The sequence below is a fragment of the Bacillus sp. NPDC094077 genome (genome assembly GCF_050279465.1).
Taxonomy (GTDB): domain Bacteria; phylum Bacillota; class Bacilli; order Bacillales; family Bacillaceae_G; genus Bacillus_A.
The window spans coordinates 1-24257 of the sequence record NZ_JBNNUF010000018.1 but is presented as its reverse complement, the minus strand read 5'-3'; the positions used below and the strand labels follow the sequence as shown (position 1 = coordinate 24257).

General features: G+C 34.1%; 21 protein-coding genes and 1 pseudogene. 15 read left to right on the top strand and 7 right to left on the bottom strand.

The features are described from left to right. Nucleotides 1-64 precede the first annotated feature (64 nt). Complete coding sequence (locus ACQKNR_RS25635) at nucleotides 65-1510, top strand: DEAD/DEAH box helicase (RefSeq protein WP_427321789.1); 1446 nt, start codon at nucleotides 65-67, stop codon at nucleotides 1508-1510. A 40-nt stretch (nucleotides 1511-1550) separates the two neighbouring features. Here ACQKNR_RS25635 and ACQKNR_RS25630 read toward each other — a convergent pair whose 3' ends face one another. Further along, on the bottom strand, nucleotides 1551-2111 hold the full coding sequence (locus tag ACQKNR_RS25630; RefSeq protein WP_427321787.1) for a DUF1836 domain-containing protein: 561 nt from the start codon (nucleotides 2109-2111) through the stop codon (nucleotides 1551-1553). 164 nt (nucleotides 2112-2275) lie between these two features. Between ACQKNR_RS25630 and trhA the strand changes: the two genes are divergently transcribed. Together trhA and galE are read left to right on the top strand one after the other, a co-directional pair. Next, the gene (gene trhA, locus ACQKNR_RS25625) at nucleotides 2276-2923 is read left to right on the top strand and encodes a PAQR family membrane homeostasis protein TrhA (protein WP_427321785.1); all 648 of its coding nucleotides are present in this window, start codon (nucleotides 2276-2278) and stop codon (nucleotides 2921-2923) included. Nucleotides 2924-3154: 231 nt separating this feature from the next. Further along, nucleotides 3155-4171 (top strand): UDP-glucose 4-epimerase GalE, encoded by a 1017-nt coding sequence (galE, locus tag ACQKNR_RS25620; RefSeq protein ID WP_427321783.1) that lies wholly within the window; start codon nucleotides 3155-3157, stop codon nucleotides 4169-4171. Between the two features lie 200 nt (nucleotides 4172-4371). Here galE and ACQKNR_RS25615 read toward each other — a convergent pair whose 3' ends face one another. After that, on the bottom strand, nucleotides 4372-4773 hold the full coding sequence (locus ACQKNR_RS25615; protein WP_427321781.1) for a hypothetical protein: 402 nt from the start codon (nucleotides 4771-4773) through the stop codon (nucleotides 4372-4374). 370 nt (nucleotides 4774-5143) lie between these two features. On the opposite strand from ACQKNR_RS25615, the gene ACQKNR_RS25610 reads away from it, so the two are divergent. Both ACQKNR_RS25610 and ACQKNR_RS25605 read left to right on the top strand, forming a co-directional pair. Further along, entirely contained in the window at nucleotides 5144-5734 is a 591-nt protein-coding gene (locus tag ACQKNR_RS25610) for an AmiS/UreI family transporter (RefSeq protein ID WP_427321779.1), read from the top strand. 42 nt (nucleotides 5735-5776) lie between these two features. Then, complete coding sequence (locus tag ACQKNR_RS25605) at nucleotides 5777-6721, top strand: NAD-dependent epimerase/dehydratase family protein (RefSeq protein WP_427321777.1); 945 nt, start codon at nucleotides 5777-5779, stop codon at nucleotides 6719-6721. Nucleotides 6722-6809: 88 nt separating this feature from the next. Here the strand turns inward: ACQKNR_RS25605 and sodA are convergent, their stop codons facing one another. Beyond that, nucleotides 6810-7436 carry a superoxide dismutase [Mn] gene (sodA, locus tag ACQKNR_RS25600; protein ID WP_427321775.1) on the bottom strand — a complete coding sequence of 209 codons (627 nt, stop codon included), beginning with the start codon at nucleotides 7434-7436 and terminating at the stop codon, nucleotides 6810-6812. Between the two features lie 216 nt (nucleotides 7437-7652). On the opposite strand from sodA, the gene ACQKNR_RS25595 reads away from it, so the two are divergent. Further along, nucleotides 7653-8723 (top strand): nitric oxide synthase oxygenase, encoded by a 1071-nt coding sequence (locus ACQKNR_RS25595; protein ID WP_427321773.1) that lies wholly within the window; start codon nucleotides 7653-7655, stop codon nucleotides 8721-8723. A 38-nt stretch (nucleotides 8724-8761) separates the two neighbouring features. Here ACQKNR_RS25595 and ACQKNR_RS25590 read toward each other — a convergent pair whose 3' ends face one another. Then, complete coding sequence (locus tag ACQKNR_RS25590; protein ID WP_427321771.1) at nucleotides 8762-10060, bottom strand: MFS transporter; 1299 nt, start codon at nucleotides 10058-10060, stop codon at nucleotides 8762-8764. A gap of 327 nt (nucleotides 10061-10387) precedes the next feature. Between ACQKNR_RS25590 and lytS the strand changes: the two genes are divergently transcribed. The 7 genes and pseudogenes from lytS (at nucleotide 10388) to msrB (ending at nucleotide 16687) form a co-directional block, all read left to right on the top strand. Continuing rightward, nucleotides 10388-12157: a two-component system sensor histidine kinase LytS gene (gene lytS / locus ACQKNR_RS25585; protein WP_427321769.1), complete on the top strand. Its 1770-nt coding sequence runs from the start codon at nucleotides 10388-10390 to the stop codon at nucleotides 12155-12157. After that, nucleotides 12135-12875 carry a LytR/AlgR family response regulator transcription factor gene (locus ACQKNR_RS25580; RefSeq protein WP_427321767.1) on the top strand — a complete coding sequence of 247 codons (741 nt, stop codon included), beginning with the start codon at nucleotides 12135-12137 and terminating at the stop codon, nucleotides 12873-12875. The genes lytS and ACQKNR_RS25580 overlap by 23 nt, the downstream gene beginning before the upstream one ends. A 132-nt stretch (nucleotides 12876-13007) precedes the next feature. After that, a complete protein-coding gene (lrgA, locus tag ACQKNR_RS25575) occupies nucleotides 13008-13439 on the top strand; it encodes an antiholin-like murein hydrolase modulator LrgA (protein ID WP_427321765.1) in 432 nt (143 codons plus the stop codon). Nucleotides 13440-13475: 36 nt separating this feature from the next. Continuing rightward, nucleotides 13476-14168, top strand: coding sequence for an antiholin-like protein LrgB (gene lrgB, locus ACQKNR_RS25570; protein ID WP_000168869.1), 693 nt, complete (start codon nucleotides 13476-13478; stop codon nucleotides 14166-14168). Between the two features lie 317 nt (nucleotides 14169-14485). After that, complete coding sequence (locus ACQKNR_RS25565) at nucleotides 14486-15520, top strand: AI-2E family transporter (RefSeq protein WP_427321763.1); 1035 nt, start codon at nucleotides 14486-14488, stop codon at nucleotides 15518-15520. Nucleotides 15521-15721: 201 nt separating this feature from the next. Beyond that, nucleotides 15722-16189 (top strand): annotated as a pseudogene (gene msrA, locus ACQKNR_RS25560) (peptide-methionine (S)-S-oxide reductase MsrA); the annotation flags it as partial. Between the two features lie 45 nt (nucleotides 16190-16234). Then, nucleotides 16235-16687 (top strand): peptide-methionine (R)-S-oxide reductase MsrB, encoded by a 453-nt coding sequence (gene msrB, locus ACQKNR_RS25555; protein WP_427321851.1) that lies wholly within the window; start codon nucleotides 16235-16237, stop codon nucleotides 16685-16687. A gap of 28 nt (nucleotides 16688-16715) precedes the next feature. On the opposite strand, the gene ACQKNR_RS25550 is transcribed toward msrB, so the two are convergent. Further along, nucleotides 16716-19832, bottom strand: coding sequence for an efflux RND transporter permease subunit (locus tag ACQKNR_RS25550; RefSeq protein WP_427321761.1), 3117 nt, complete (start codon nucleotides 19830-19832; stop codon nucleotides 16716-16718). A gap of 190 nt (nucleotides 19833-20022) precedes the next feature. Between ACQKNR_RS25550 and ACQKNR_RS25545 the strand changes: the two genes are divergently transcribed. Beyond that, nucleotides 20023-20895: a TetR/AcrR family transcriptional regulator gene (locus tag ACQKNR_RS25545; protein WP_427321759.1), complete on the top strand. Its 873-nt coding sequence runs from the start codon at nucleotides 20023-20025 to the stop codon at nucleotides 20893-20895. A 30-nt stretch (nucleotides 20896-20925) separates the two neighbouring features. Here ACQKNR_RS25545 and ACQKNR_RS25540 read toward each other — a convergent pair whose 3' ends face one another. After that, nucleotides 20926-21897 (bottom strand): glycosyltransferase family 2 protein, encoded by a 972-nt coding sequence (locus tag ACQKNR_RS25540; RefSeq protein ID WP_427321757.1) that lies wholly within the window; start codon nucleotides 21895-21897, stop codon nucleotides 20926-20928. Between the two features lie 36 nt (nucleotides 21898-21933). Then, nucleotides 21934-22317 carry a GtrA family protein gene (locus tag ACQKNR_RS25535; RefSeq protein ID WP_427321755.1) on the bottom strand — a complete coding sequence of 128 codons (384 nt, stop codon included), beginning with the start codon at nucleotides 22315-22317 and terminating at the stop codon, nucleotides 21934-21936. 379 nt (nucleotides 22318-22696) lie between these two features. Here ACQKNR_RS25535 and ACQKNR_RS25530 point away from each other — a divergent pair, with 379 nt between their 5' ends. Further along, nucleotides 22697-24136: a glycosyltransferase family 39 protein gene (locus tag ACQKNR_RS25530; RefSeq protein ID WP_427321753.1), complete on the top strand. Its 1440-nt coding sequence runs from the start codon at nucleotides 22697-22699 to the stop codon at nucleotides 24134-24136. Nucleotides 24137-24257: the final 121 nt, after the last annotated feature.

The following is a 24257-nucleotide window of genomic DNA, read 5'->3' as shown; positions in this document are numbered from 1 at the left end:
TATAATTAAATGTAGGGGAATAAAAAATATAATTATTAAATATAGAATAAAATGAGGTTAGTACATGAGTAAAAAAAGTTTTGCTGATTATGCATTAAGTAAGGAAATTGTGAGAGCACTTACTGGTTTAGGATATGAAAATCCAACAGAAGTGCAAGGAGAGGTTATTCCAATTGCATTGAAAAAGAAGGATCTTGTCGTGAAATCACAGACTGGAAGTGGAAAAACGGCTTCATTTGGTATACCACTTTGTGAAATGGTAGAGTGGGGGGAGAATAAACCACAAGCATTAGTTTTAACACCAACGAGAGAACTTGCTGTACAAGTAAAAGAAGATATTACGAATATAGGTCGCTTCAAAAGAATTAAGGCTGCTGCAGTTTATGGCAAATCTCCATTTGCGCGTCAAAAATTAGAGTTAAAGCAAAAGACGCATGTTGTAGTGGGGACTCCTGGCCGTGTACTAGATCATATTGAAAAAGGTACACTTTCTTTAGAGCGATTGAGATATTTAGTGATTGATGAAGCAGATGAAATGCTAAATATGGGCTTTATCGATCAAGTAGAGGCAATTATTGATGAATTACCTACAAAACGAATGACAATGCTATTTTCAGCCACACTTCCAGAAGATGTTGAAAAGTTATCTCGTACATATATGGATTCGCCGACTCATATTGAAATTAAGGCTGCTGGGATTACAACAGAAAAAATTGAACATACCCTTTTTGAGGTGGGAGAAGAGGAGAAGCTCTCACTTCTTAAAGACGTAACAACGATTGAGAATCCAGATAGTTGTATTATTTTTTGCCGTACACAAGAAAACGTAGATAATGTATATAGACAGTTAAAACGCGTTAACTATCCTTGTGATAAAATCCATGGTGGTATGGTACAAGAAGATCGTTTCGAAGTTATGGATGATTTTAGAAAAGGAAAATTCCGTTACTTAGTAGCAACAGATGTAGCTGCAAGAGGCATTGATATTGATAATATTACACATGTTATTAATTACGATATCCCACTAGAAAAAGAAAGTTATGTACACCGTACGGGGAGAACTGGCCGAGCTGGGAATAGTGGAAAAGCTATTACATTTATAACACAATATGAGAATAGATTTTTAGAAGAAATTGAGGAGTATATCGGATTTGAAATTTCAAAGGGACATGTGCCTTCAAAAGAGGAAGTTATGAAAGGAAAAGCAGTATTTGAAGAGAAAATACATGCTAAACCAATTATAAAGAAAGATAAAAGCGCAGACTTAAACAAAGGGATTATGAAGCTGTACTTTAATGGCGGGAAGAAAAAGAAAATTAGAGCGGTAGATTTTGTCGGCACAATTGCTAAAATTAAAGGCGTTACAGCAGAAGATATAGGAATTATTACGATACAGGATAATGTTTCTTACGTTGAAATATTAAATGGAAAAGGACCAATTGTTTTAAAGGCCATGAAAACTACAACAATTAAAGGGAAACAATTAAAAGTTCATGAGGCAATTAAGTAAATAAAAAACTATCCACTGTAACAGGTGGATAGTTTTTTATTTAAGATTCTTTTAAATCGTCCACTAACTTTTCTGCTAAGCGTCTATACATATTACTCATCGTCACGAAGGATGTTAGTAATAAAAACTTCTCTAAGTTTGAATCTTCTAAGGAAGAGACGTCGCTTATTTCTGAAACACGATTATTTACGTCTTGTGTAAAGCTCTCAACATTGATTTTAGTAAGAGCAAGATAATCTTTATATAGTGTATCTAATTCGAATGTTTCATCGTTTAATAAGGAATGATTTACATTTTCTAAGGAGCTTTTTATGTCGTTAATAGAAAGGGCCCCTTTTAATTGATAAATTAAGCTAATTAAAATTATATGCTCTTTTGAGTATTTTTTATTTTTAATAGGGATGAATAATTTTCCTTTTGCGTAATTGTTAATCATTGTTTTTGTTAATACTTTTTCATCAGCGGCTCTCGTTGTATCCGCATAAGTATTCTCAAATAGTTGGACAACTTGGTCTACATATAAGTCGACATTGGGAATATCCTCAAGTTTAATATTTTTTTCTAAATGTAATGATTCAAGTAATTTATTTATATTTTCCACGTAGAACCCCTCACTTTTATAACTTAGTGGAACTGAATGTTTGGTATATCTTTAAATATGGTATTACGAAACAAATGAATTGTAAATGTTGACCTCTAGGAGTAATGTGTATATAATTACATGTAGTTATTAAAACTACATGTAATTATATGAGGGGTGTTTATATGAATGCTTATGTAAGAGAGCCGGTTAATGCATTTACCCACTTAGGAGGGGCTGTGTTATCATTTATTGCTTTATTAGCTATGCTGGTGAAAGTTTCGATTAAGATGCCATCTTTCGCTGCAATTACAGCTGTTATTTTGTTTGGTATTGGAATGTTGGTTCTTTATACAGCATCAGCTGTATATCATAGTGTTGTCGCCAGTGAACGTGTTATTTATTTCTTTAGGAAACTCGATCATTCTATGATTTTTATATTAATTGCAGGTACATATGCACCATTTTGTTTAATTACATTACATTCTGCAAATGGCTTGTTATTATTTTGCTTAGTTTATGCTACTGCGATTTGTGGTATTGTTTTTAAAATGTTTTGGTTTAATTGTCCGAGGTGGTTATCAACAGCCATTTATATTACGATGGGATGGTTAATTGTTTTATTCTTTGCACCGCTAGCTAAGAGTTTAAGCACAGGGGGTATCGTATTCTTAGTGCTCGGGGGTATCTTTTATACAATTGGTGGATTCATTTACGGTGCGAAACCAAAATGGTTAGAGTTTAAATATATGGGACATCATGAAATTTTTCATGTTTTTGTGTTATTGGGAAGCCTTGCCCATTTTTTAAGCGTATATTGTTATGTAATTTAACAAACTGGAACATCCGAATAGCTTTTTATTAAAATTCTTGAGTAATAAAAAATGATATAGACAAATATGTACGTTGAAAAGCTACATAACTCAAAGGTTATGTAGCTTTTTTATATGAATAAAAATAAAAATTGAAAATATTTAGAATTTTCCACCTTAAAATATGATAGGATAAATGTGTATTGTGATTATAAAATTTTATAATTGATGATAAGTGGGGGACTTATATATATGGCGATACTTATAACGGGTGGAGCAGGATATATTGGTAGTCATACGTGTATAGAATTATTAAATAATAATTATAAAATTATAGTCGTAGATAATCTTTCAAATAGTTCAATCGAATCTTTAAACCGAGTAAAAGAAATAACAGGGAAAAAATTTGATTTTTATAAAGAAAGTGTTTTAAATCGTGAAAAAATGGATGAGATTTTTTTGGAAAATAACATTGAGGCAGTTATTCATTTTGCAGGTTGTAAAGCAGTTGGGGAATCGATTACAATACCGCTTACATATTATTATAATAATATAATGAGTACAGTCATACTATGTGATGTAATGCAAAAACATAATGTTAAAAAATTTATTTTTAGTTCATCTGCAACTGTATATGGAATTCCAGCAACGTCACCAATTACGGAAGACTTTCCGTTAAGTGCAACGAATCCATATGGGCAAACAAAATTAATGATTGAGCAAATTATGCGTGATATAGCAAAAGCCGATAGTGAATGGAGCATTGCATTACTTCGCTATTTCAATCCGTTTGGGGCGCATCAAAGTGGGCGTATTGGAGAAGATCCAAATGGGATTCCGAATAATTTAATGCCATATGTAACACAAGTGGCGGTAGGAAAGTTAAAGGAATTAAATATATTCGGAAATGACTATCCGACAATAGACGGAACGGGTGTCCGGGATTATATTCATGTTGTTGACCTTGCAAAAGGACATGTAAAGGCACTTGAGAAAGTACTTGAGACTACAGGGATTGATGCATATAACCTTGGTACAGGGAAGGGGTATAGTGTATTGGAGATAGTTAAAGCTTTTGAGAAGGTTTCGGGTAAGAAAATACCTTATAAAATTATAGGGCGTCGTCCTGGTGATGTAGCCATATGTTTTGCTGATGTATCTAAGGTGAGGCGGGAATTAGGATGGGAAGCAGAATATGGATTAGAAGAGATGTGCGTAGATTCTTGGAGATGGCAGGTAAATAATAAAAATGGCTATCAGATGATTTAAGATAGTTAGTAAAGTATCCTTCTTATTACTTTGTAGGATACTTTATTTTTATTGCACTTATGTATAATAAAGGCGCCCAAGGTCAGTAATAGTTTTTGTTTAGGAAAAGAAAATGAAATGGAGTATTACTGACCATAGCATTTCAATAGGAATTTGGTCTATTGATGGCTTGTATAAATTAGTGATTTAGGAAAGATAGCTTAATGAATTCGAACAAGTTGTTTATGATACATTGTATTACCTTCTTGACTTGCGGATGGAGAGAGGCTTCGTCCGAAACAATTTGCAATAATATTGGAGTGGCTAGGATAAGAAATACGAATTTCATACAAATCAATAGAGTCATCTAAATTAGCATAAAAAACTGCTAAGTGGTTGCCTTGTAAAAGATATGGGAATGCTACATCTGTGTTTTCACCAATTAGTACAGGTAATTTTACAGGATTAGAATAGTTAGACCAATCCCAAACCTCTATAGTTACATAGTGTGCGTAATATGCATTTAAATTTACAATATTTACTACTGCCGAAACAGTTGCAGGCTCTCTTGTTAATACACCTGTGGAGTGAAAAACAGAATGACTTGGATAATGAAGAGGCATAAATATCAAACCTTTCTAAATTAATATGAGTGTAAGATATTCTATGCAGATAATTGATAGAATGAGATGGGGAAAATACATAATTCTACTAATTTTTTACAGAAATTAAAAACATTGTATTGAAAAGTATTCCAACACTTGTATCATTGTTAGAGTCCGTTTATAATCAAGGAATCCTATTTCGTGTTTTGATAGGATTATTTATTATTGGAAGCGTTTTAATCTTGTTCTTTTTTAAGGTAGGAAGTCTGACTTATTCAGATGAAAATTATGTATGTAGTTTTAAATAGGAAAAAAAATAATATAGGTATCACTTTATAGTGTGGGGAGGTTAAAGGTGTGAAAGGCAAAGATTTTCACACGAATATATATGGGTTATGTAGGATTATTACTTTCAGGTGCAGCTTTATTTTTAAATAGCCTTGTTATATTAGGCAAAGCAGAGATGAAAAGTGCAGGTGTGTTTAATTTATTTGTGGGTGCATTACAAATTATCATTCCATTCTATTTGATTATGATTTCTGATCAAAGTAACTGGACAGTGTACTCATATGCAGCTACTTTTTTATTTGGATTAACATATTTATATGTAGGAGTTACTTTTATTAAGGGCATGGATAGTAGCGGCCTAGGATGGTTTTGTATATGGGTGGCGATTATTGCGTTATTCTATATGGTTGTTTCATTTGTTCAATTCCATGATGTTGTTAATGCGTTAACATGGTTTATGTGGGCATTACTTTGGTATTTATTCTTTGTATTAAATACGCAAAAAAAGAATGTTAATCAATACCTTGGTAGAATTGCCTTTGTACAATCATGGGTAACGTTGACATTGCCATCACTCTTTTATTTTATGGGAGTATGGGGGGACGGAATAGTATATGAACTATGGGTTTATGTATCGGTAATTTCTATTTTATATTTCTGTTATTGTATCTTTAAATACCGAGTACGTTAGTGTATCGTATGTAGGAAAACATGGAATCGTTAAACTGATCCCATGTTTTTTTATTTTAGCGTTTATAATAATAGAGGTAGTATTTTACAATTTATAAAAACGGGGATGATGAAGTTGAAAAAAGTGTTAGTGCTAGGGGGAACAAGATTTTTTGGTAAACATTTAGTAGAATCGCTTTTGCAAGATGGGCAGGAGGTAACGATTGCAACGAGGGGATTTACTGAGGATTCTTTTGGAAGTGCAGTAAAAAGGCTTATCGTAGATAGGGAAGACGAGAAGTTACTAGAAGAGCGTCTAGAAGGTAAAAGTTATGATATTGTATACGATAATTTATGCTATAGCCCAAATGCTGCGGAAATCATATGTAAAGTATTACATGGTAGGGTGAAAAAATACATTATGACATCTTCAATGGCTGTCTACGAGCCGGCACTAGGCTTGTTAGAAGAGAACTTTACTCCATATGAATATGCAATTACGTACGGAGATAGGAAAGATTTCACTTATAGTGAGGGAAAGAAATTAGCAGAAGCAGTGTTATTTCAACATGCAACATTCCCAGTCGTTGCAGTGCGTTTTCCGGTTGTTATTGGAGAAAATGATTATACAAAAAGATTATATTTTTACGTTGAACATATTGCGAAACAAGAGGCTATCGTTGTGGAGCATATAGATGGAGAATTGTCATTTATACATGAAAAAGAAGCAGGAGAGTTTTTAGCTTGGTGCGGGATGGAAAACATAGAAGGGCCAATTAATGCTTGTAGTAACGGGGTAGTTTCTACCGTAGAAGTTATTCGTTTCATAGAAGAAAACACAGGGATAAAAGCGCTTATTCAAGAAGAAGGAGACAATATAGCTCCTTATAATGAGGTGACAAATTGTACGTTACATAATGGAAAGGCCCGTGAATTAGGATTTCCATTCCGAGAGTTGAAACAAGAAACGGAAAAAGTTTTATGTCATTACATAAATACAATGAAGTAATCATAAATCCCCCGGTGGCAATCCGGGGGATTCTGGAGGATTTCGACAATACTGATTTTACATTACCAAATTTACCTTATACGCACGACTAATGTTTTTGTGATTGAATTGCTTGTAAATACTTCTCGTTTACCCGGTCCCAATTTACTGTATGCCACCAGTTGGTAACAAATTCTGGGCGCCGATTTTGATACTTTAAATAATAGGCATGTTCCCATACATCAATGACGAGTAATGGAATTTTTCCTTCTTGCAAAGGTGTATCCTGATTTGGTGTACTCATAATAATAAGTTCTTCACCATCAAGAACAAGCCACCCATATCCACTTCCAAAACGACTAATAGCTGCCTTAGACAGTTGATCCTTTAAATTGTCAAAGGTATTGAAATAATAATCAATTACTTTTGCAACGTCCCCATTAGGCTCGCCGCCACCTCGTGGGCTCATCACTTCCCAAAAAAGACTATGACAATAATGACCACCACCGTTATTCCTGACAGCTGTAACAATTTCTTTTGGTAACTCATCTAAATTACATAGTAACTCTTCTAAAGATTTATTATGTAATTCAGTACAGTTTTCTAAAGTAGCATTTAAATTGTTTACGTACGTCGCATGGTGCTTTCCGTGATGAATGGAGAGCGTATTGCTATCAATATATGGCTCTAGCTCATCATAGTCATATGAAAGCTTTGGCAATTGAAATGAAGACATAACATTCCCTCCTTTCTCTTTAAAAGTTGGTCTAGGTAAAAATAATTTACCTGACTCAAAAATACATCTATTTTTCATAGAAGTCAATAGTAAGTTCGTTAATTTTCTGAAAAATATTACAATAAAAGTAACACTTTCATTTTCGTTTGTGACAATTATCCTTTTTGCTTATACTGTAAAGTAGTAGTGTCTTGTTGAGATAGAAGGAGATTGTTTATGAGTAAAACGAAACAATTAATAGAGGAAGCAAGTAATTTTATTACCATTTGCTATAAAGAGCTTAATAAAGAGCAATTAATAGAAGAGCGTATAAAAGAAATTCAATTTGAGATAGAGAAGACAGGAACATATGAGCATACATTTGAAGAACTTGTTCATGGATCAAGAATGGCATGGCGTAATAGTAATAGATGTATCGGAAGATTATTTTGGAATAAAATGCACATATTGGATGCACGTGAAGTAAATGATGAGGCAGGTGTATATAATGCATTAATTCATCATATTAAATATGCAACGAATGAAGGAAAAGTTAAACCGACAATTACGATTTTTAAGCAATATAAAGGTGAAAAGGATAATATTCGGATTTATAATCATCAATTAATTCGATATGCAGGATATAAAACGGAAATGGGAATGATCGGTGACTCCAACTCTGCTGCATTTACTGATTTATGTCAGGAGCTTGGCTGGCAAGGGGAAGGTACACATTTTGATGTATTACCACTTGTATTTTCTATTGATGGAAAAGAGCCTGTATATAAAGAAATCCCTAAAAAAGAAGTGAAAGAGGTACCAATTGAACATCCAGAGTACCCAATTTCATCTTTAGGAGTGAAATGGTATGGGGTACCGATGATTTCAGATATGCGCTTAGAGATTGGTGGCATTTCTTATACTGCCGCCCCGTTCAATGGATGGTATATGGGAACGGAGATTGGGGCTCGCAACTTAGCGGATCAAGATCGTTATAATTTACTCCCAGCAGTTGCAGAAATGATGAATTTAGATACATCGAGAAACGGTACGTTATGGAAAGATAAAGCATTAGTCGAATTAAATGTGGCTGTTTTACATTCCTTTAAAAAACAAGGAGTTAGTATTGTAGATCACCATACTGCTGCACAACAATTTCAACAGTTTGAGAAGCAGGAAGCTGCTTGTGGACGGGTTGTAACAGGGAACTGGGTATGGCTCATTCCACCGTTATCGCCAGCTACCACTCATATTTATCATAAACCTTATCCAAATGATATTCTTACACCGAATTTCTTCCATAAATAAAGAAAAGCATTGAACCGTAGTGGTCCAATGCTTTTTTCTTATTCAAGTACTTTTCCTTTTGTTTCTGGAACACATAATAGCATTGTAGCTAAACCGATTGGATAGATAATGAAGATGAGAGATAGTGCCCCCATTAAGTTACCACCTGCGGCGAGTAATCCAATAATAACAGGGCCAAATCCAGCTAATCCACGTCCTGTACCGAAAATGAAGTTTTCTGCCGTAGAGCGAGCTTCAGCAGGATAGTTTTCCGCTAAAATTGCCCCAAATCCCCCCATCATTCCATTGGCAAAAAATCCAAGCAATGCGCTTCCCCATAGTAATAATGTTGAATCTGTGAACAAGAAGAAGTAAATGAGACAGTATATAGTACCACCGATATAATAGATTGCAAAAGTTTTACGACGACCAATTTTATCGGCTAGAATACCGAAGATTGCAATTCCAATTAGCATACCAATAGTAGAAATGAACATCCAACCGCTTGCTTTTGCTAATGTATAGTTATATTTATTCGCTAAAATAGTTGGCATCCATGTAAAAATTCCGTAATATCCGAAGTTCTGGATAAATGACATAATAATAAGACCAATTGTTGTGATTGTTATTTTTTTATTTGCAAACAACTTTCGAAGTGGGAACTTTTTCATATGTTTTAGTTGTTCTGCTTCAGTAGTCGTTAAATTATCTTCAGCTTCCTTTTGTAACAATTCCTTTTTGTAGCGTTGTTTTTGTTCCCATATTTTTGGTTCACTTAAACTTTTGCGGACATAAACAGCTAATAAAGCGGGAATTAGTCCAAATAAGAAAACCGCTCTCCAGCCAAAATGTGGAACAATAAATGCTGGAAGGAGTGAAGCAACGAGAACGCCGAATTGCCAACCAAGTGCAACAACCGATGTTGCCTTAGCACGCATTTCTTTTGACCACGTTTCAGTTACGATGGCCATTCCAATTCCGAATTCACCACCAACTCCCATTCCAACTAAAAAGCGAAGAATTAATAATTGCCAGTAGTCTGTTGCGAAATAAATGAGTGCTGTTGCTAGTGAAAATAGTAAGATTGTGAAGGACATTGTACGAATACGGCCAAATAAATCAGCAATAAATCCAAATAAATAAGAACCCAGTAGCATCCCGATTGTAGTAGCTAATGTTAAGTTTCCACCTTCAACAGGGCTTAGATGGAACTCTTTTAAAATATAGACGAGTACGAACGATAAGAGCAACATATCTAAACCTTCTGCGGCGTATCCTAGTGCAGAACCAAACAAGGTTTTATATCTTTTCTCTTTCGTCTCCTCTGTTGTTGATTGTACATCAGTAGTGATGTTCATTATTACTCCTCCTTATTTTCTTCTACAGTCGCTATGGAAGAATAACAAAAGGCCTTCTCACCTGATATGATGAGAAGGCCAGAAAAGCATACGTATCCCCAAAAAAGAATATACGTATATTATATTCCGACTTCCTTCTCAACCTCACGGGGTTGGGTTAAAGGACTGTATTATATTACTTTATTTTTAGTACTCTTCTATCGCATTGTCAAATAAGGAAGAGAATTTTACGTGTGAAATATTTCAAAAACTATTGTATTCTTCTTGACGGCCACTTCATTATTTTCCCATAATAAAACTAACGAACTAAAAAGGAATGAATCACAGATGCTAAATTTAGTACTTATGATGATTGAACGTGTCGGACTTATTGTTATTTTAGGATTTTTACTCTCTCATATTAAGACGTTCAGGCGCCTTCTTCATAGGCAGGACGGATATGTAGATAAGTTTAAGCTTATTTGTATTTTTTCAGTATTTACAATTGTAAGCAATTACACGGGGATTGAAATTGCAGGAAATACGATTATGAATGAAAATTGGCTACAAGGCGTTTCTTCATCAAGTACAATTGCGAATACACGTATTATGGGGGTTGGAATTAGTGGGTTGCTTGGTGGGCCTATCGTTGGGATTGGAGTAGGGATTATCGCTGGTGTTCACCGTTTTATGCTCGGTGGTACGACAGCGTTAAGCTGCGCCATCTCTTCTATTTTAGCGGGGATTATAACGGGTTACATCGGATACATTTTTAAAAAATATAATCGTACGATTACTCCTAAATTTTCAGCAGTTTTGAGTATTTTTATCGTATCTTTAGAGATGCTTATGATTTTATTAATTATAGAAAATGGTGTTAGCGTTGTGAAAACAATTGCGATACCGATGATCCTTGTAAATAGTTTTGGAAGTTTTATTTTACTTTCTATGATACAAGCTATTTTGCGACAGGAAGAGAATGCAAAAGCACTGCAGACTCATAAAGTATTACGCATTGCTGATAAAACGCTACCTTATTTTCGACAAGGTTTAACAGAGGAATCCTGTAAGCATGTGGCACAAATTATTCACCATTTTACAGGAACAGATGCGGTATCTTTAACAGATACAGAGAAAATATTAGCGCACGTTGGATTAGCATCTGATCACCATATTCCTTCACATAGCTTAATAACTGGTTTATCGAAAGAAGTTTTACATACAGGGAAAATAATGAAAGCAAAATCACGTGAGGTTATTAATTGCCAACATGAAGGTTGTCCTTTGCAAGCGGCTATTGTTATTCCACTAACGTCACATGGAAATACGATAGGGACATTAAAGTTATATTTCAAAAATCCTAATCAATTAAGCCGTGTGGAAGAAGAGTTAGCAGAAGGGTTAGCAAAAATATTCTCTACGCAGCTTGAATTAGGTGAAGCAGAGTTACAAAGTAAGTTGTTACAGGATGCAGAAATAAAGGCACTACAAGCACAGATTAATCCACATTTTCTATTTAATGCAATTAATACAGTGTCAGCCTTATGTCGAACAGATGTAGAAAAAGCAAGGAAGTTATTATTACAGCTTAGCGTTTATTTCCGTTGTAATTTGCAAGGAGCACGTCAGCTATTGATTCCACTAGAACAAGAATTAAACCATGTACATGCATACTTATCATTAGAACAGGCGAGATTTCCAAATAAGTATGAAGTAAAGATGTACATTGAGGAAGAGTTAAAGACGACTTTAGTCCCGCCGTTTGTTCTTCAACTATTGGTTGAAAATGCATTACGACATGCCTTTCCGAAGAAGCAACCAGTATGCCAAGTGGAAGTGCATGTGTTTGAACGAGAAGGAATGGTGCATTTTGAAGTGAAAGACAACGGACAAGGAATTGAGAAAGAACGTCTAGAACAATTAGGAAAAATGGTAGTTTCGTCAAAGAAAGGGACTGGAACAGCTTTATATAATATTAATGAACGCCTAATCGGTTTATTTGGGAAAGAGACGATGCTTCACATTGAAAGTGAATTAAACAAGGGGACGGGGGTTACCTTCATAATTCCAAAAAAAGTAGGGGAGGAAGAGCGGGTTGTTAAAAATATTAGTAGTTGATGATGAGATGTTAGCACGTGATGAACTGAAGTATCTATTAGAAAGAACGAAAGAAGTCGAGATAATTGGTGAGGCGGATTGTGTGGAAGACGCATTAGAAGAACTAATGAACAATAGACCAGATATTGTATTTCTAGATATTCAATTATCTGATGATAATGGATTTGAAATCGCAAATATATTAAAAAAGATGAAAAATCCCCCTGCGATTGTATTTGCAACTGCTTATGATCAATATGCATTGCAAGCATTTGAAGTAGATGCGCTAGATTACATTTTAAAACCATTCGATGAAGAACGCATTGTACAGACATTGAAGAAATATAAAAAACAAAAACAAGCGAAAATAGAAACGAAGCAAGAAGTAAAGGGTGGAGATGTAACGGCAGAGATGCATAAATTAGCATTGCCAATTGAGGAATCAATCGTACTTATAAATATTGAAGATATTATATATGTAGGACTGGTAGATGGGAAAGTAACAGTAAAAACAATGAGAGAAACATATGTAACACACGATACACTTGTAATGTTGGAAAAGAAGTTACCACCAGCAAGTTTTATGCGTGTTCATCGTAGTTTTATTGCAAATATTAATCATATTACAGAAGTACAGCCGTGGTTCAATTCTACTTATAATTTAATTATGAAAGAAGGGTCTAAAGTCCCTGTTAGTCGTACATATGCAAAAGAACTTAAAAAGCTGCTTCGTATTTAAGAAGCAGCTTTTGTATTTCATCCTCTTATTTTTGCAACCGATTCTGCATATTTGACGTTCTGTTATGTAAACGCTTACTAAAGCGTTTACATCTTATACAATAAAGGTACCAAATCGAAAGAGGTGGCCAAAATGAGTACGAAAAAAGTATATAGTTTCTTATCACAAGCATTCATATTCTCAGCCATTATGTTAATTTCTAATATTATTGCAACACATTTACCAATTCCGATGCCTTCATCGGTAATCGGATTAGTCATTTTATTTAGTCTATTATGCTTAAAAGTTATTAAATTAGAGCAAGTTGAATCACTCGGAACAGCTTTAACAGGTATTATCGGATTCCTTTTTGTCCCATCAGGTATTTCAGTTATTAATTCTCTTGGTGTAATGGGACAATATTTTGTACAGATACTAACTGTAATTGTTGTCGCAACAGTTATTTTACTCGCTGTAACAGGATTATTTGCACAATTCATTTTAGGAAAAGATGACAAAGAAACAAAAGATACAAAAGGATTGAAAGTAGTAAATAAAGGACGCAAGCACGGAAAAGTTGCGTAACCATTTTAGCGTATATATTGTTAGGGGGTAATGAAAATGGCAAGCACAATGACTCCATATTTCGGAATCGTCGTTTCACTAATCGCATACGGAATCGGAACATTATTATTCAAGCATTCAAAAGGATTCTTCCTATTTACACCGTTATTTGTAGCTATGGTATTAGGGATTGTCTTTCTAAAAGTAGGTAACTTTACTTTTGAAGAATATAATACTGGTGGAAAAATGATTAGTTTCTTCTTAGAACCAGCCACAATCGCGTTTGCAATTCCATTATATAAACAGGTTGATAAGTTAAAAAAATATTGGTGGCAAATTTTATCGGCTATCGTGGTTGGATCTATTTGTTCAGTAATTGTTGTGTTTATTGTTGCAAAGGCAATTGGTCTAGATACAGCAGTAATGAATTCGATGTTACCACAGGCAGCAACAACAGCAATTGCATTACCAATCTCTGAAAGTATTGGCGGTATTCCAGCAATTACATCGTTTGCAGTTATTTTTAACGCAGTTATCGTTTACGCATTAGGAGCGTTATTCTTAAAAACATTTAGAGTGAAACATCCAATTGCAAAAGGTCTAGCACTTGGAACAGCAGGTCATGCATTAGGAGTTGCAGTAGGAATTGAAATGGGTGAAGTAGAAGCAGCGATGGCAAGTATTGCTGTAACAGTAGTGGGCGTTGTAACAGTAGTTGTCATACCGATGTTCATGCCATTCATTGGATAGTAAAACTTACTTAAAAAATAAGAAAAGCAAGCTATTTGTAGAACAGATTTCTACTGATAGCTTGCTTTTTATGTTACAGTAATGGTAAGACCTAATTTAGTAAAATACAAGTTTCCTTAAATCTTCATTAATACTATGTAGAATACGTTTTGAATTAGGTCATTGTATTGTAAAATAAGAAGTAAGCTACTATATGGTTTGAGAAATCATATGATAGCTTATCTTCATATGAATTGGATGAATTATAGGTAGAAAATAGAGAAAAATCTACTTATTAACGTTTTACTTTATAGGACAGGAGAGAGTACTCGTCGATTATGCAAATAAAAAACCTGTTTCAAAGCAAAGGATTTCAGAGGTTACTCGTATTAGTAATACTTGCTCTCGTGTTATATGGGTTGCAAAGTATGTTGAATTTAATATTAATTACGTTTATTCTTACGTATTTAATGGATCGATTCCAGAAGTTTATTTCTCGCAAATTAGATCATTTTATGCCCATTAATCGAAAAATTATTATAGCATTTCTATATGTAATGTTAATTGGTGGAATTGCAATTACGCTATTTAAATATTTACCAGTATTAACGATACAAATTTCACAATTGATTTATCAATTTAACGTATTTTTGAGAAACCCACCGGATAGTGAATTAATTAAGTATGTAGTTAATGCTGTCAATCATATGGAACTTTCGAAATATGTAGGACAAGGCGTAGACATTTTGTATAAATCTATTACGAATGTTGGGAAATTTGGCCTTCAAGTTTTACTTTCTTTAATTTTAAGTTTATTTTTCTTATTGGAAAAAGCTCGTATCTTTGCTTTTACTGCAAAGTTTAAAGAAAGCAGGCTTGCAATTTTCTATACTGAAATTGAGTACTTCGGAAAGAAATTTGCACGTTCATTTGGAAAAGTAATTGAAGCACAATTTTTAATTGCAGTTGTTAACTGTGTTTTATCTGTTATTGCATTATGGATATTAGGATTTCCACAATTATTAGGTTTAGCGTTAATGATCTTCTTACTTGGTTTAATTCCAGTAGCTGGGGTTATCATTTCGCTATTTCCGCTTTGTATGATTGCTTACAACATCGGCGGTATTATGTACGTTGTTTATATTTTAATTATCGTAACAGTTATTCATGCACTTGAAAGTTACGTATTGAATCCGAAGTTTATGTCGCAAAAAACAAATTTACCAATTTTCTATACGTTTATGGTATTAATTTTCTCAGAGCACTTCTTAGGTGTATGGGGACTTATCATTGGTATTCCAATCTTCATTTTCTTATTAGACGTTTTAGATGTAACAAGTGATGAAATGGAGAAGGAAGTTGGAAAAAAATAAAGTGAAACTATAATTAGTGGGGGGGGTCATCTCCCACCTAACTTCTTTGCCCTAGCTAAATTTTGAGGTGAGAGTTTTACTGCCCGTTAATGCGGGATAAAGTGAAGTAAAGAAAAAGCATCGATGTTCGGTGCTTTTTCTTTTATAACATTATGTTTCTTATGCCATACTGTAAGGAGAATATAGAATAGGGGTGAAATAATGGCTGTAAATGAAAAGATAGAATTGGCTACATTTGCTGGAGGGTGCTTCTGGTGTATGGTTTCGCCATTTGAAGAGATGGAAGGGATTATAAAGGTTGTTTCTGGCTATACGGGTGGCCATAAAGAGAATCCAACCTATAAAGAAGTTTGTTCAGAAACAACTGGACATTATGAAGCGGTACAAATTACATTTGATACAAACAAAATGCCGTATGAAGAGTTGCTTCATATATATTGGAGACAAATTGATCCAACTGACGTCGGCGGGCAATTTCACGACCGTGGACAGTCTTATGAAACGGTGATTTTTTATCATAATGAAGAACAACATAAAAAGGCAGAGGCTTCAAAAGAAGAACTTGCGAAGAGCGGGCGCTTTTTCAAGCCAATTGCGACAAAAATATTGCCAGCTGCTACGTTCTATCCAGCTGAAGAATATCATCAAGGATATCATAAGAAAAATACATTCCGCTATGAGTTATATCGTAAAGGCTCAGGGCGTGATGCTTTTATTAAACAACATTGGCCGAAGGATAACGCCCATTTAAAAGAAAAGCTAAACGAGATGCAGTTTTATGTAACACAGGAAAATGGAACTGAACCACCTTTTCAAAATGAATACTGGAATCATAAAGAGGAAGGTCTTTATGTAGACATCGTTTCAGGTGAACCGTTATTTACTTCTTTAGATAAATTTGATAGTGGATGTGGATGGCCGAGTTTCACGAAACCGGTTATGTCAGCAAGTGTGAAAGAAAAGATGGATGTTAGTCATAATATGACCCGTACAGAAGTGAGAAGTAAAGAAGGAGATTCACACCTTGGACATGTATTTCCTGATGGACCAGGGCCAAATGGCCTTCGTTATTGTATAAATTCAGCAGCTCTTCGATTTATCCCAAAAGGGGAGTTAGAGAAAGAAGGATATGGTGATTTCCTAATCTTGTTTGGAGATAAAAAATAACCTCGCAGTTAGCGAGGTTATTTTTTGGTTATTTTGCTTTTTTCTTTTTAAATTTGCTTAATGCTTCATAAACGATTGGAACAATAAGAAGTGTTAATAACGTTGAACTCGTTAATCCACCAATTACGGTTACACCAAGCCCTTTAGAAATTAAGCCGCTACCTTCAAATCCCAATGCAAGCGGGATAAGAGCCCCAATTGTTGCAATTGCAGTCATTAAAATAGGACGTAGTCGTGTTGCACCAGCTTCTAATAAAGCTTCACGTGTTGATACACCTTCATTTTCTTTATGAATAACGCGGTCGATAAGCACGATTGCGTTTGTTACAACGATACCGATTAACATAAGCGCACCAATCATTGCAGATACACTTAATGTTTCGCCAGAGATTAATAAGGCAACAAGAGCCCCAATAATTGTGAATGGTAGCGAGAATAAAATTGCGAATGGTGCAAGGGCACCGCCAAATGTAACGACAAGAACGAAGTATACAATGGCAATCGCAGCTAACATCGCTAAGCCAAGTTGCTTGAATGATTCTTGAATATCTTTTGTAACACCGCCCATAGAAACATCTACACCAGAAGGAAGATCCATTTTATCTACTTCTTTTTGAACGGCAGCTGATGCTTTTGAAACATCATCAGATTTTAATTTTGCACTAACTTCCGCATAAACACGGCCATCTCGGTGTGTTACTGTATTTGATGTTTCACCTTCTTTTACAGTCATAACATCTTTCACAGCTACCTCATTACCAAGTGGTGTTGTAATTTTACGATTTGTTAAGTCATCGATTGTTTCATAATTTTGTTTTTCAGCTTCTACATATACATTGATATCTTTACCGTCTTTTTTAATTGTTGTGAGAACAGGGCGATCATGTTGATTAGAAAGTCCCATTCCAATTTGAGCGGCCGTTAGCCCCATTTTGCTTAATTTTTCCTGATCTGCGACTAAAGTGTACTCTGCATATGTTTTTGCAATACTAGAGTCTACGTCTTTTAAGTCTTTATTTTTCTTCATGATATTTTGAATGTCTTTTACGACAGGCTTAATGTCTTCCGAGCTATCTCCGTAAACGTATAGTTTAATTTCATTACTACCGCCACTTGTTCCGAAGTCTTGGCTTTTCCATTCGCCTTTTCCAGACATTTTCTGTAGGTCTTTCACGACTTGTTCTTTTTCTTTTTCAAAGTTTTTCGTGTCGTTATCGTATTGAACGAAGAACATCGCTTGATTTGTTTTACCAGGGCTCATTGGGTTTTCTCCCCCTAATGAGAACTGAATTGTTTTGACATTTTTGTTATCTTGGAAATGCTTTTCAGCTTTCGTAGCAATTTTTTCAACGTCTTCTAACGTTTGACCTGGTTCAGGATTGTATGTTGTGATAATCATTTTTTCTTCTTCAGATGGTAAGAAACTTACACCGATAGCTGGTACAAGTGCAAGACTACCAACTAATAAAAGGACAGCGATACTTGATGTAATGATTTTATGGTTTAAAGCCCATTCAAGTATACGTTTATAGCCGTTTGCTAATTTACTTGGTTTTTCTTCATGATGTACTTCTTTTTCTCTCATGCTCTCTTTCTTAAATAAGGAGTGAGCTAGCATTGGTACGATTGTAATTGCCACTAGTAATGATGCTAATAAAGCAAAGACAATCGTTAAGGCGAATGGTAAGAACATTTCACCAATCATACCTTTTACAAGTCCAAGTGGTAAGAATACAGCAATTGTTACAATGGTAGAAGACATGATCGGGATAAACATTTCTTTCGTAGCTTCACGAATTAAATCTTTCCCGCGTAGTTTCTCTTCTGATAACGACATACGTCGGTAAATATTTTCAATAACAACAATGGAGTCATCGACAACGCGTCCGATAGCGACTGTCATTGCTCCAAGTGTCATAATGTTAAGCGTAATATCCATTTGCTTTATGACTAAAACAGCAATTAATAAAGAAAGTGGTATAGAAACGACAGAGATTAACGTTGTTCGGATATTTCGTAGGAACAACATAATAATAACAATCGCAAAGATAGCCCCGAAAATTGCTTTGCTAAGCATTGTTTCAACTGATTTCTCAATCGGTGCACCTTGGTCGAATGTTGAAATGATCTCTAAGTCTTTATATTTTTTCTCAAGGTCTTTTACTTTATCTTTGACTGCATTTACAACATCAACTGTGTTTGCATCAGCAGCTTTCACAATTTGAATTCCAATTGCTTCTTTCCCATTTGTTCGAGAAATAGAGTCTGCTTTCCCAACTTCTTTAATATCAGCAATTTCTTCCAATGTAACGGTTGGAATTCCATTCATAGCAGCTGGATTCATTTGCGGAGTTTGTGCACCAGCGCCAGCGTTTTGACTACCTTGACCGTTTGGTGATGAAGGGATAGCTGGAATTTTTAATTCTTTTAACGCTTTAATTGTTGTAATATTACCATCTACAACAACTGACTTTTCCGTGTCTTTAAATGTATATAAGCCAAGTGGTAAAGATACGTCCGAACCTTTAATTATATTTTTTACTGTATCTTCACTTAGTCCTAATTCTTTCATCTTATCTTTCTTGAAGACAAGTTGTACCTCATCTACTTGTTGACCCGAAATTTGAACAGATGCGACCCCATCAAGTCCTTTTAATCCTGGAATAACATTTTTCTCTACATTTTCAGTTAAGGTAGCTAAAGATTCATTTTTACTCGCCACACTTAATGAAATAACTGGAAAAGCATTGAAGTTTACTCGAGAAACTTTCGGATCTTTTACACCTTCAGGAAGTTTCACATTTGCTAGAGCTTCTTTAATTTCAGTTTCAGCTTTTTCCATATTTTTATCAAAATCGTATTCTACCTGAATAGAAGATGCGTTTTGAAAAGATGATGAACTAACAACGTTTACACCGCTTAAATTTTGCAGTTGCTCTTCCATCGGTTTTGAAATTTTGTCAGCTACTTCTTCTGGTGTAGCACCAGGATAAACCGTAGTTACTGTTACAATCGGTGTTGTAATATCAGGAATTGTTTCCAGCTTCATATTGAGCCCAGAATAAATCCCTGCAATGGTAACAATAATGGTTAGTAGCCAAACTGCGAACTTATTTTTTAACGAGAAATTAATGATTTTGTTCATGTTTGTGCTCCCTTTTTATTATATTGACCAACTGGTCAGTCTAATACATAATATAACTGACTGGTCGGTCAGTCGTCAATGAAAAGGGATGGTATAATAAAGTGAAACTTTAATCGTTGGGGAATTTACTGTCCGTAAATAGCGAGATATATTTATTATAAGATGCGAGATTAAATTTAGGAGAGAAGATATGAAAGAAAAAGAGCGCTTAATTATAGAGATGGCTATGAAGTTATTTGCGACCAAGGGTGTAAATGCAACATCAGTACAAGAAATCGTCACGGCCTGCGGTATATCAAAAGGGGCTTTTTACTTATATTTCAAATCGAAAGATGAGTTGTTATTAGCGACACTTCGATATTACTATGACAAAATTCAAAAGAAAATGATGGATATCGATAAAGAATCATTATTACCACGTGAAAAATTTGCAAAACAATTATATTGTCAGTTTACTGATATACAGAAACATAAGGAATTTATTATTATGCATGCAAGGGAAAATGCGATTCCATTTAATAAAGAAGTGGAAGAATTTATGATGCGGATGAAACTAGAATCTCACGCATTTTATCGGGATAGTTTATTGTCTATTTATGGTGAAAAAGTCATTCCATATTTATTAGATTTAGTGATTATGGTGGAAGGGATATGCCGTAGATATTTAGAATTAATTATTTTACAAGCACCGGAAATTGATTTGTCCTATGTATCGACTTTTATTTTAAACAGGGTAGATCATTTAGTAGATGGGCTCATAGAATCTTTGGAAGAACCTGTTTTACATGAAGAAAGGCTTGGAGAGTTTCTTTGTAAATCAGAGCTTATTAAGGAACAGGTGAAAGAGCATTTTTTGAAAGAAATCATTGTGTTTAAACGTACATTAGCTGATCAATTAGAAGATGATGAATTGCTTGTTACGCTAGATGTTTTGGAAGCAGAAATGAGATTGCCAAATCCAAGGATTCCGGTCATTCAGGGGATGTTGTCTAATTTAGAGGTATATCCAAATTTAAAAGAATTCCGCTTGCGGATTATGGGGTATTACAATATAAAAAGGTAACAATGATAGTTTTCATTGTTACCTTTTTTATTATGCATTCACTTTTTCTTTTTTCTGTGCAGCTTCTTCTTGTTCCATATTGATTGTTTCTTTCACGATATAAATCGGACGGTTTTTACTTTCGTCATAAATACGAGCGATATACTGACCAACGATTCCGAGACCAAGTAACTGAATACCGCTAAAGAATGTAATAGCAACCATAATGGATGCCCAACCTGTTTGAGTACCATTACCGATGATTTTCACAGTAATTGTATATAGAAAGACAATGATGGAAATGAGAACTGATAATAAGCCTAAAGACATAACGATGCGTAACGGTTTTGTAGAAAATGCAATAATGCCATCTGATGCAAATTTAATCATTTTCTTTAATGGATATTTTGTTTCGCCAGCAAAGCGCTCATCACGTTCATATTCAACATATGTTTGGCGGAAACCAACCCAAGACATCATACCACGAATGAAGCGATTTCTCTCTGTCATTTGATTGAAAACATCAGCTACTTTGCGATCGATGATTCGGAAATCACCAGTATCTTTTGGGATATCGATATCAGACATATAGTTTAAGAATTTATAGAAATATTTAGCTGTTAGGAGTTTAAACCAAGTTTCACCTTTACGTTGTTTACGTTTTGCATAAACAACTTCATATCCTTCTTCCCATTTTGCAATAAGTTCAGGAATAACTTCTGGTGGGTCTTGTAAGTCTGCATCTATAATTACAATAGCGTCACCTTTTGCAGCAGCAATACCAGCTGTAACAGCTACTTGGTGTCCAAAGTTGCGTGCAAAATTAACAATTTTTGTACGGTAATCATTTGCTGCAATCTCAGATAAGATTTCCATTGTACGGTCTGTGCTACCGTCGTTTACAAAGACAAACTCGTAATTAATATCATTTTGAAGCATAACGGACTTTAAACGGTTATAACATTCCTGTGCTACTTCTTCCTCGAAGTACATAGGAACTACAACCGAAATTAATTTTTGCATGTTGTATCCTCCGTAGTTTTAATAAGTTGTTTAAGTTTAATTAGTAGCCTCTTCAGTTTGGTTGAATGTCCAAATTTTATTAAGAACAAAATTTATAACCATTCCGACGCCAATTGCGAAGATTTGTGCAATAGATGCATTAAAGGTAAGTTTATCTACCAATATAAACAAACTTAATGTATTAAAAGCCAATACAATTAAATTTACAGTTAGAAATTTAAAGAACATTGACGTGCTTTTATTATTAGGTTTAAACACCCAATTTTTATTCCAATAGTAGCTATTGGCAACACCAATTAAATAGGCAATGGTATTCGCAACAAGATAGTTCATCCCGAACTTTAACAATATCCAAAAGCTAATAATTGTAATGAGTGTATTAAAGATTCCTACTAAACCGAACTTTAAGAGTTTCTCCATAATAGTATCCTCAACTTTATAAAATATATAAATAAAACAGGAAATGTAGAAAGGTTATTCCTACATAACAACTATCAATTATAGCATAGTTTATACTAAGATGTTATATGTTTTGAGCGAATGTTATTTTAGGATTTAGAATGAATTTTTCAATAATTAAAGGGTTTTAATTTGAAATTTATACAATAAGTAATCAGAAATCAAATATGGAAATAGTGGTAATATTAATGTATAGTAGCATGTAGTGTACTTCATATATATTTTTGAATTTGTGTCAATAATTTTAAAGTATAGGATAATGTGAATAGACACTATAGCATTATATTTTTAGAAAATATAATGTTTTTTTTCGTATAAATACTGTAAGGAGTGAGTTTTTTTGAAACGTTTTTCCGAAGGTTTTTCAACCTTATCAACACGTGCTGTATACGGCATTTATAGTTTTTTCGCTGCAATATTAATTTTTGATTATTTTTCAGATACTCAAAAATATAATTATGTAATGATACTAGTTGGATTTTTATTTTTATGTACAATTGGAAACTTTATACTTAGAAGTGGATCGCTATATCTTGAAAGGCTAAATGAAAAAATGTGCTTTGTTGCACTTTTAATTATTTGTGTAGCAGTGAAAACGGCGTGGATTCTTACATATAAGATTCATCCAATTGGTGATTATGAAGCCTTTTTTAATACGGCAAAAGCATTAGGTGACAACTTTGTTATTCATGATAGATATGTTGCATTATTTCCACATATTTTTGGTTATGCTTCATTCTTAAGTATCTTCCTAAAAATATTTGGAGCAAACTTTATGGTTCCGCCAATTATTAATGTTATTTTAACTACAATATCGATGGGATTAATATATTTTATAGCTAGAAGAATTGGTGGAGTGAGAACAGCGATAACAGCAAGTGTTTTATGGATTCTCTTGCCATCACAAACGATGTATAACATGTTTGCACTTTCAGAACCGTTGTATTGTACAATACTGTTATTAGCTTGGGCAATTATGATAATTGTTTATGATAAACTTGAAAATATAACGATTGCAAAGGTTCTTATGTATTCAATTCTATTAGCTGCATTACTTGTATTAATAAATATGGCAAGACCAATTGCAGCAGTGCCAATTATAGCCCTAGCAATATGGATGTTTATTATAGATACAAAGCATATAGGGAATAAGAAGGTACTTATTAATAAGGTGGCATATGTAGGGGTTATCATTATTGGATACTTAATGATGTCTTCGGCGATAAATCATTATATAACATTACGTTTAGGTGAAGAGATAGCAACAGTGCCGGGATACAATATTCATGTAGGATTTAATAAGGGATCTTCAGGGACATGGAATCCAGGAGATTCAGAATTACTATATCATTATAGTGGTCAACCAGGATGGAGTGCTCAGGACGTTCAAAAGCAAATGCTTGAAGAAGCGAAAAAGAGAATAAAAAACGATGATATAGATTTCGGGAAACTAATGTATGATAAATTTATTATCTTTTTAGGGAATGATGATCAAGCTGTTAAATATGCAGATCCAATTATGGATCATAAAGTAAGATATACTATAATTTCTAATGTTTTCTATTACTTTTTACTAGCTACTTCACTGTTCGGGGCGTTAGTAGCTATGAAAAATAAAAATAAATCTTCACTTTTCATTATTTGCTTATACACGATTGGGCTAACAATGGCACAAATGATAGTAGAAGTAGCACCGAGGTATCATTATTCGGCTACACTACCTATGATCTTTTTAGCTGCTTTTGGTATTCATCATATTTACAATAAAAAAAAGATATAAATAAAAAGGCATGAGTTCGGTGTTGCACGAGGGCACTGAAAAACTCCATCTGATTCCACTTAGCGAGGTATTCGACGATTCAATCGTCGAATACCTCGCCTTTTTAATTTATAATAGAGAG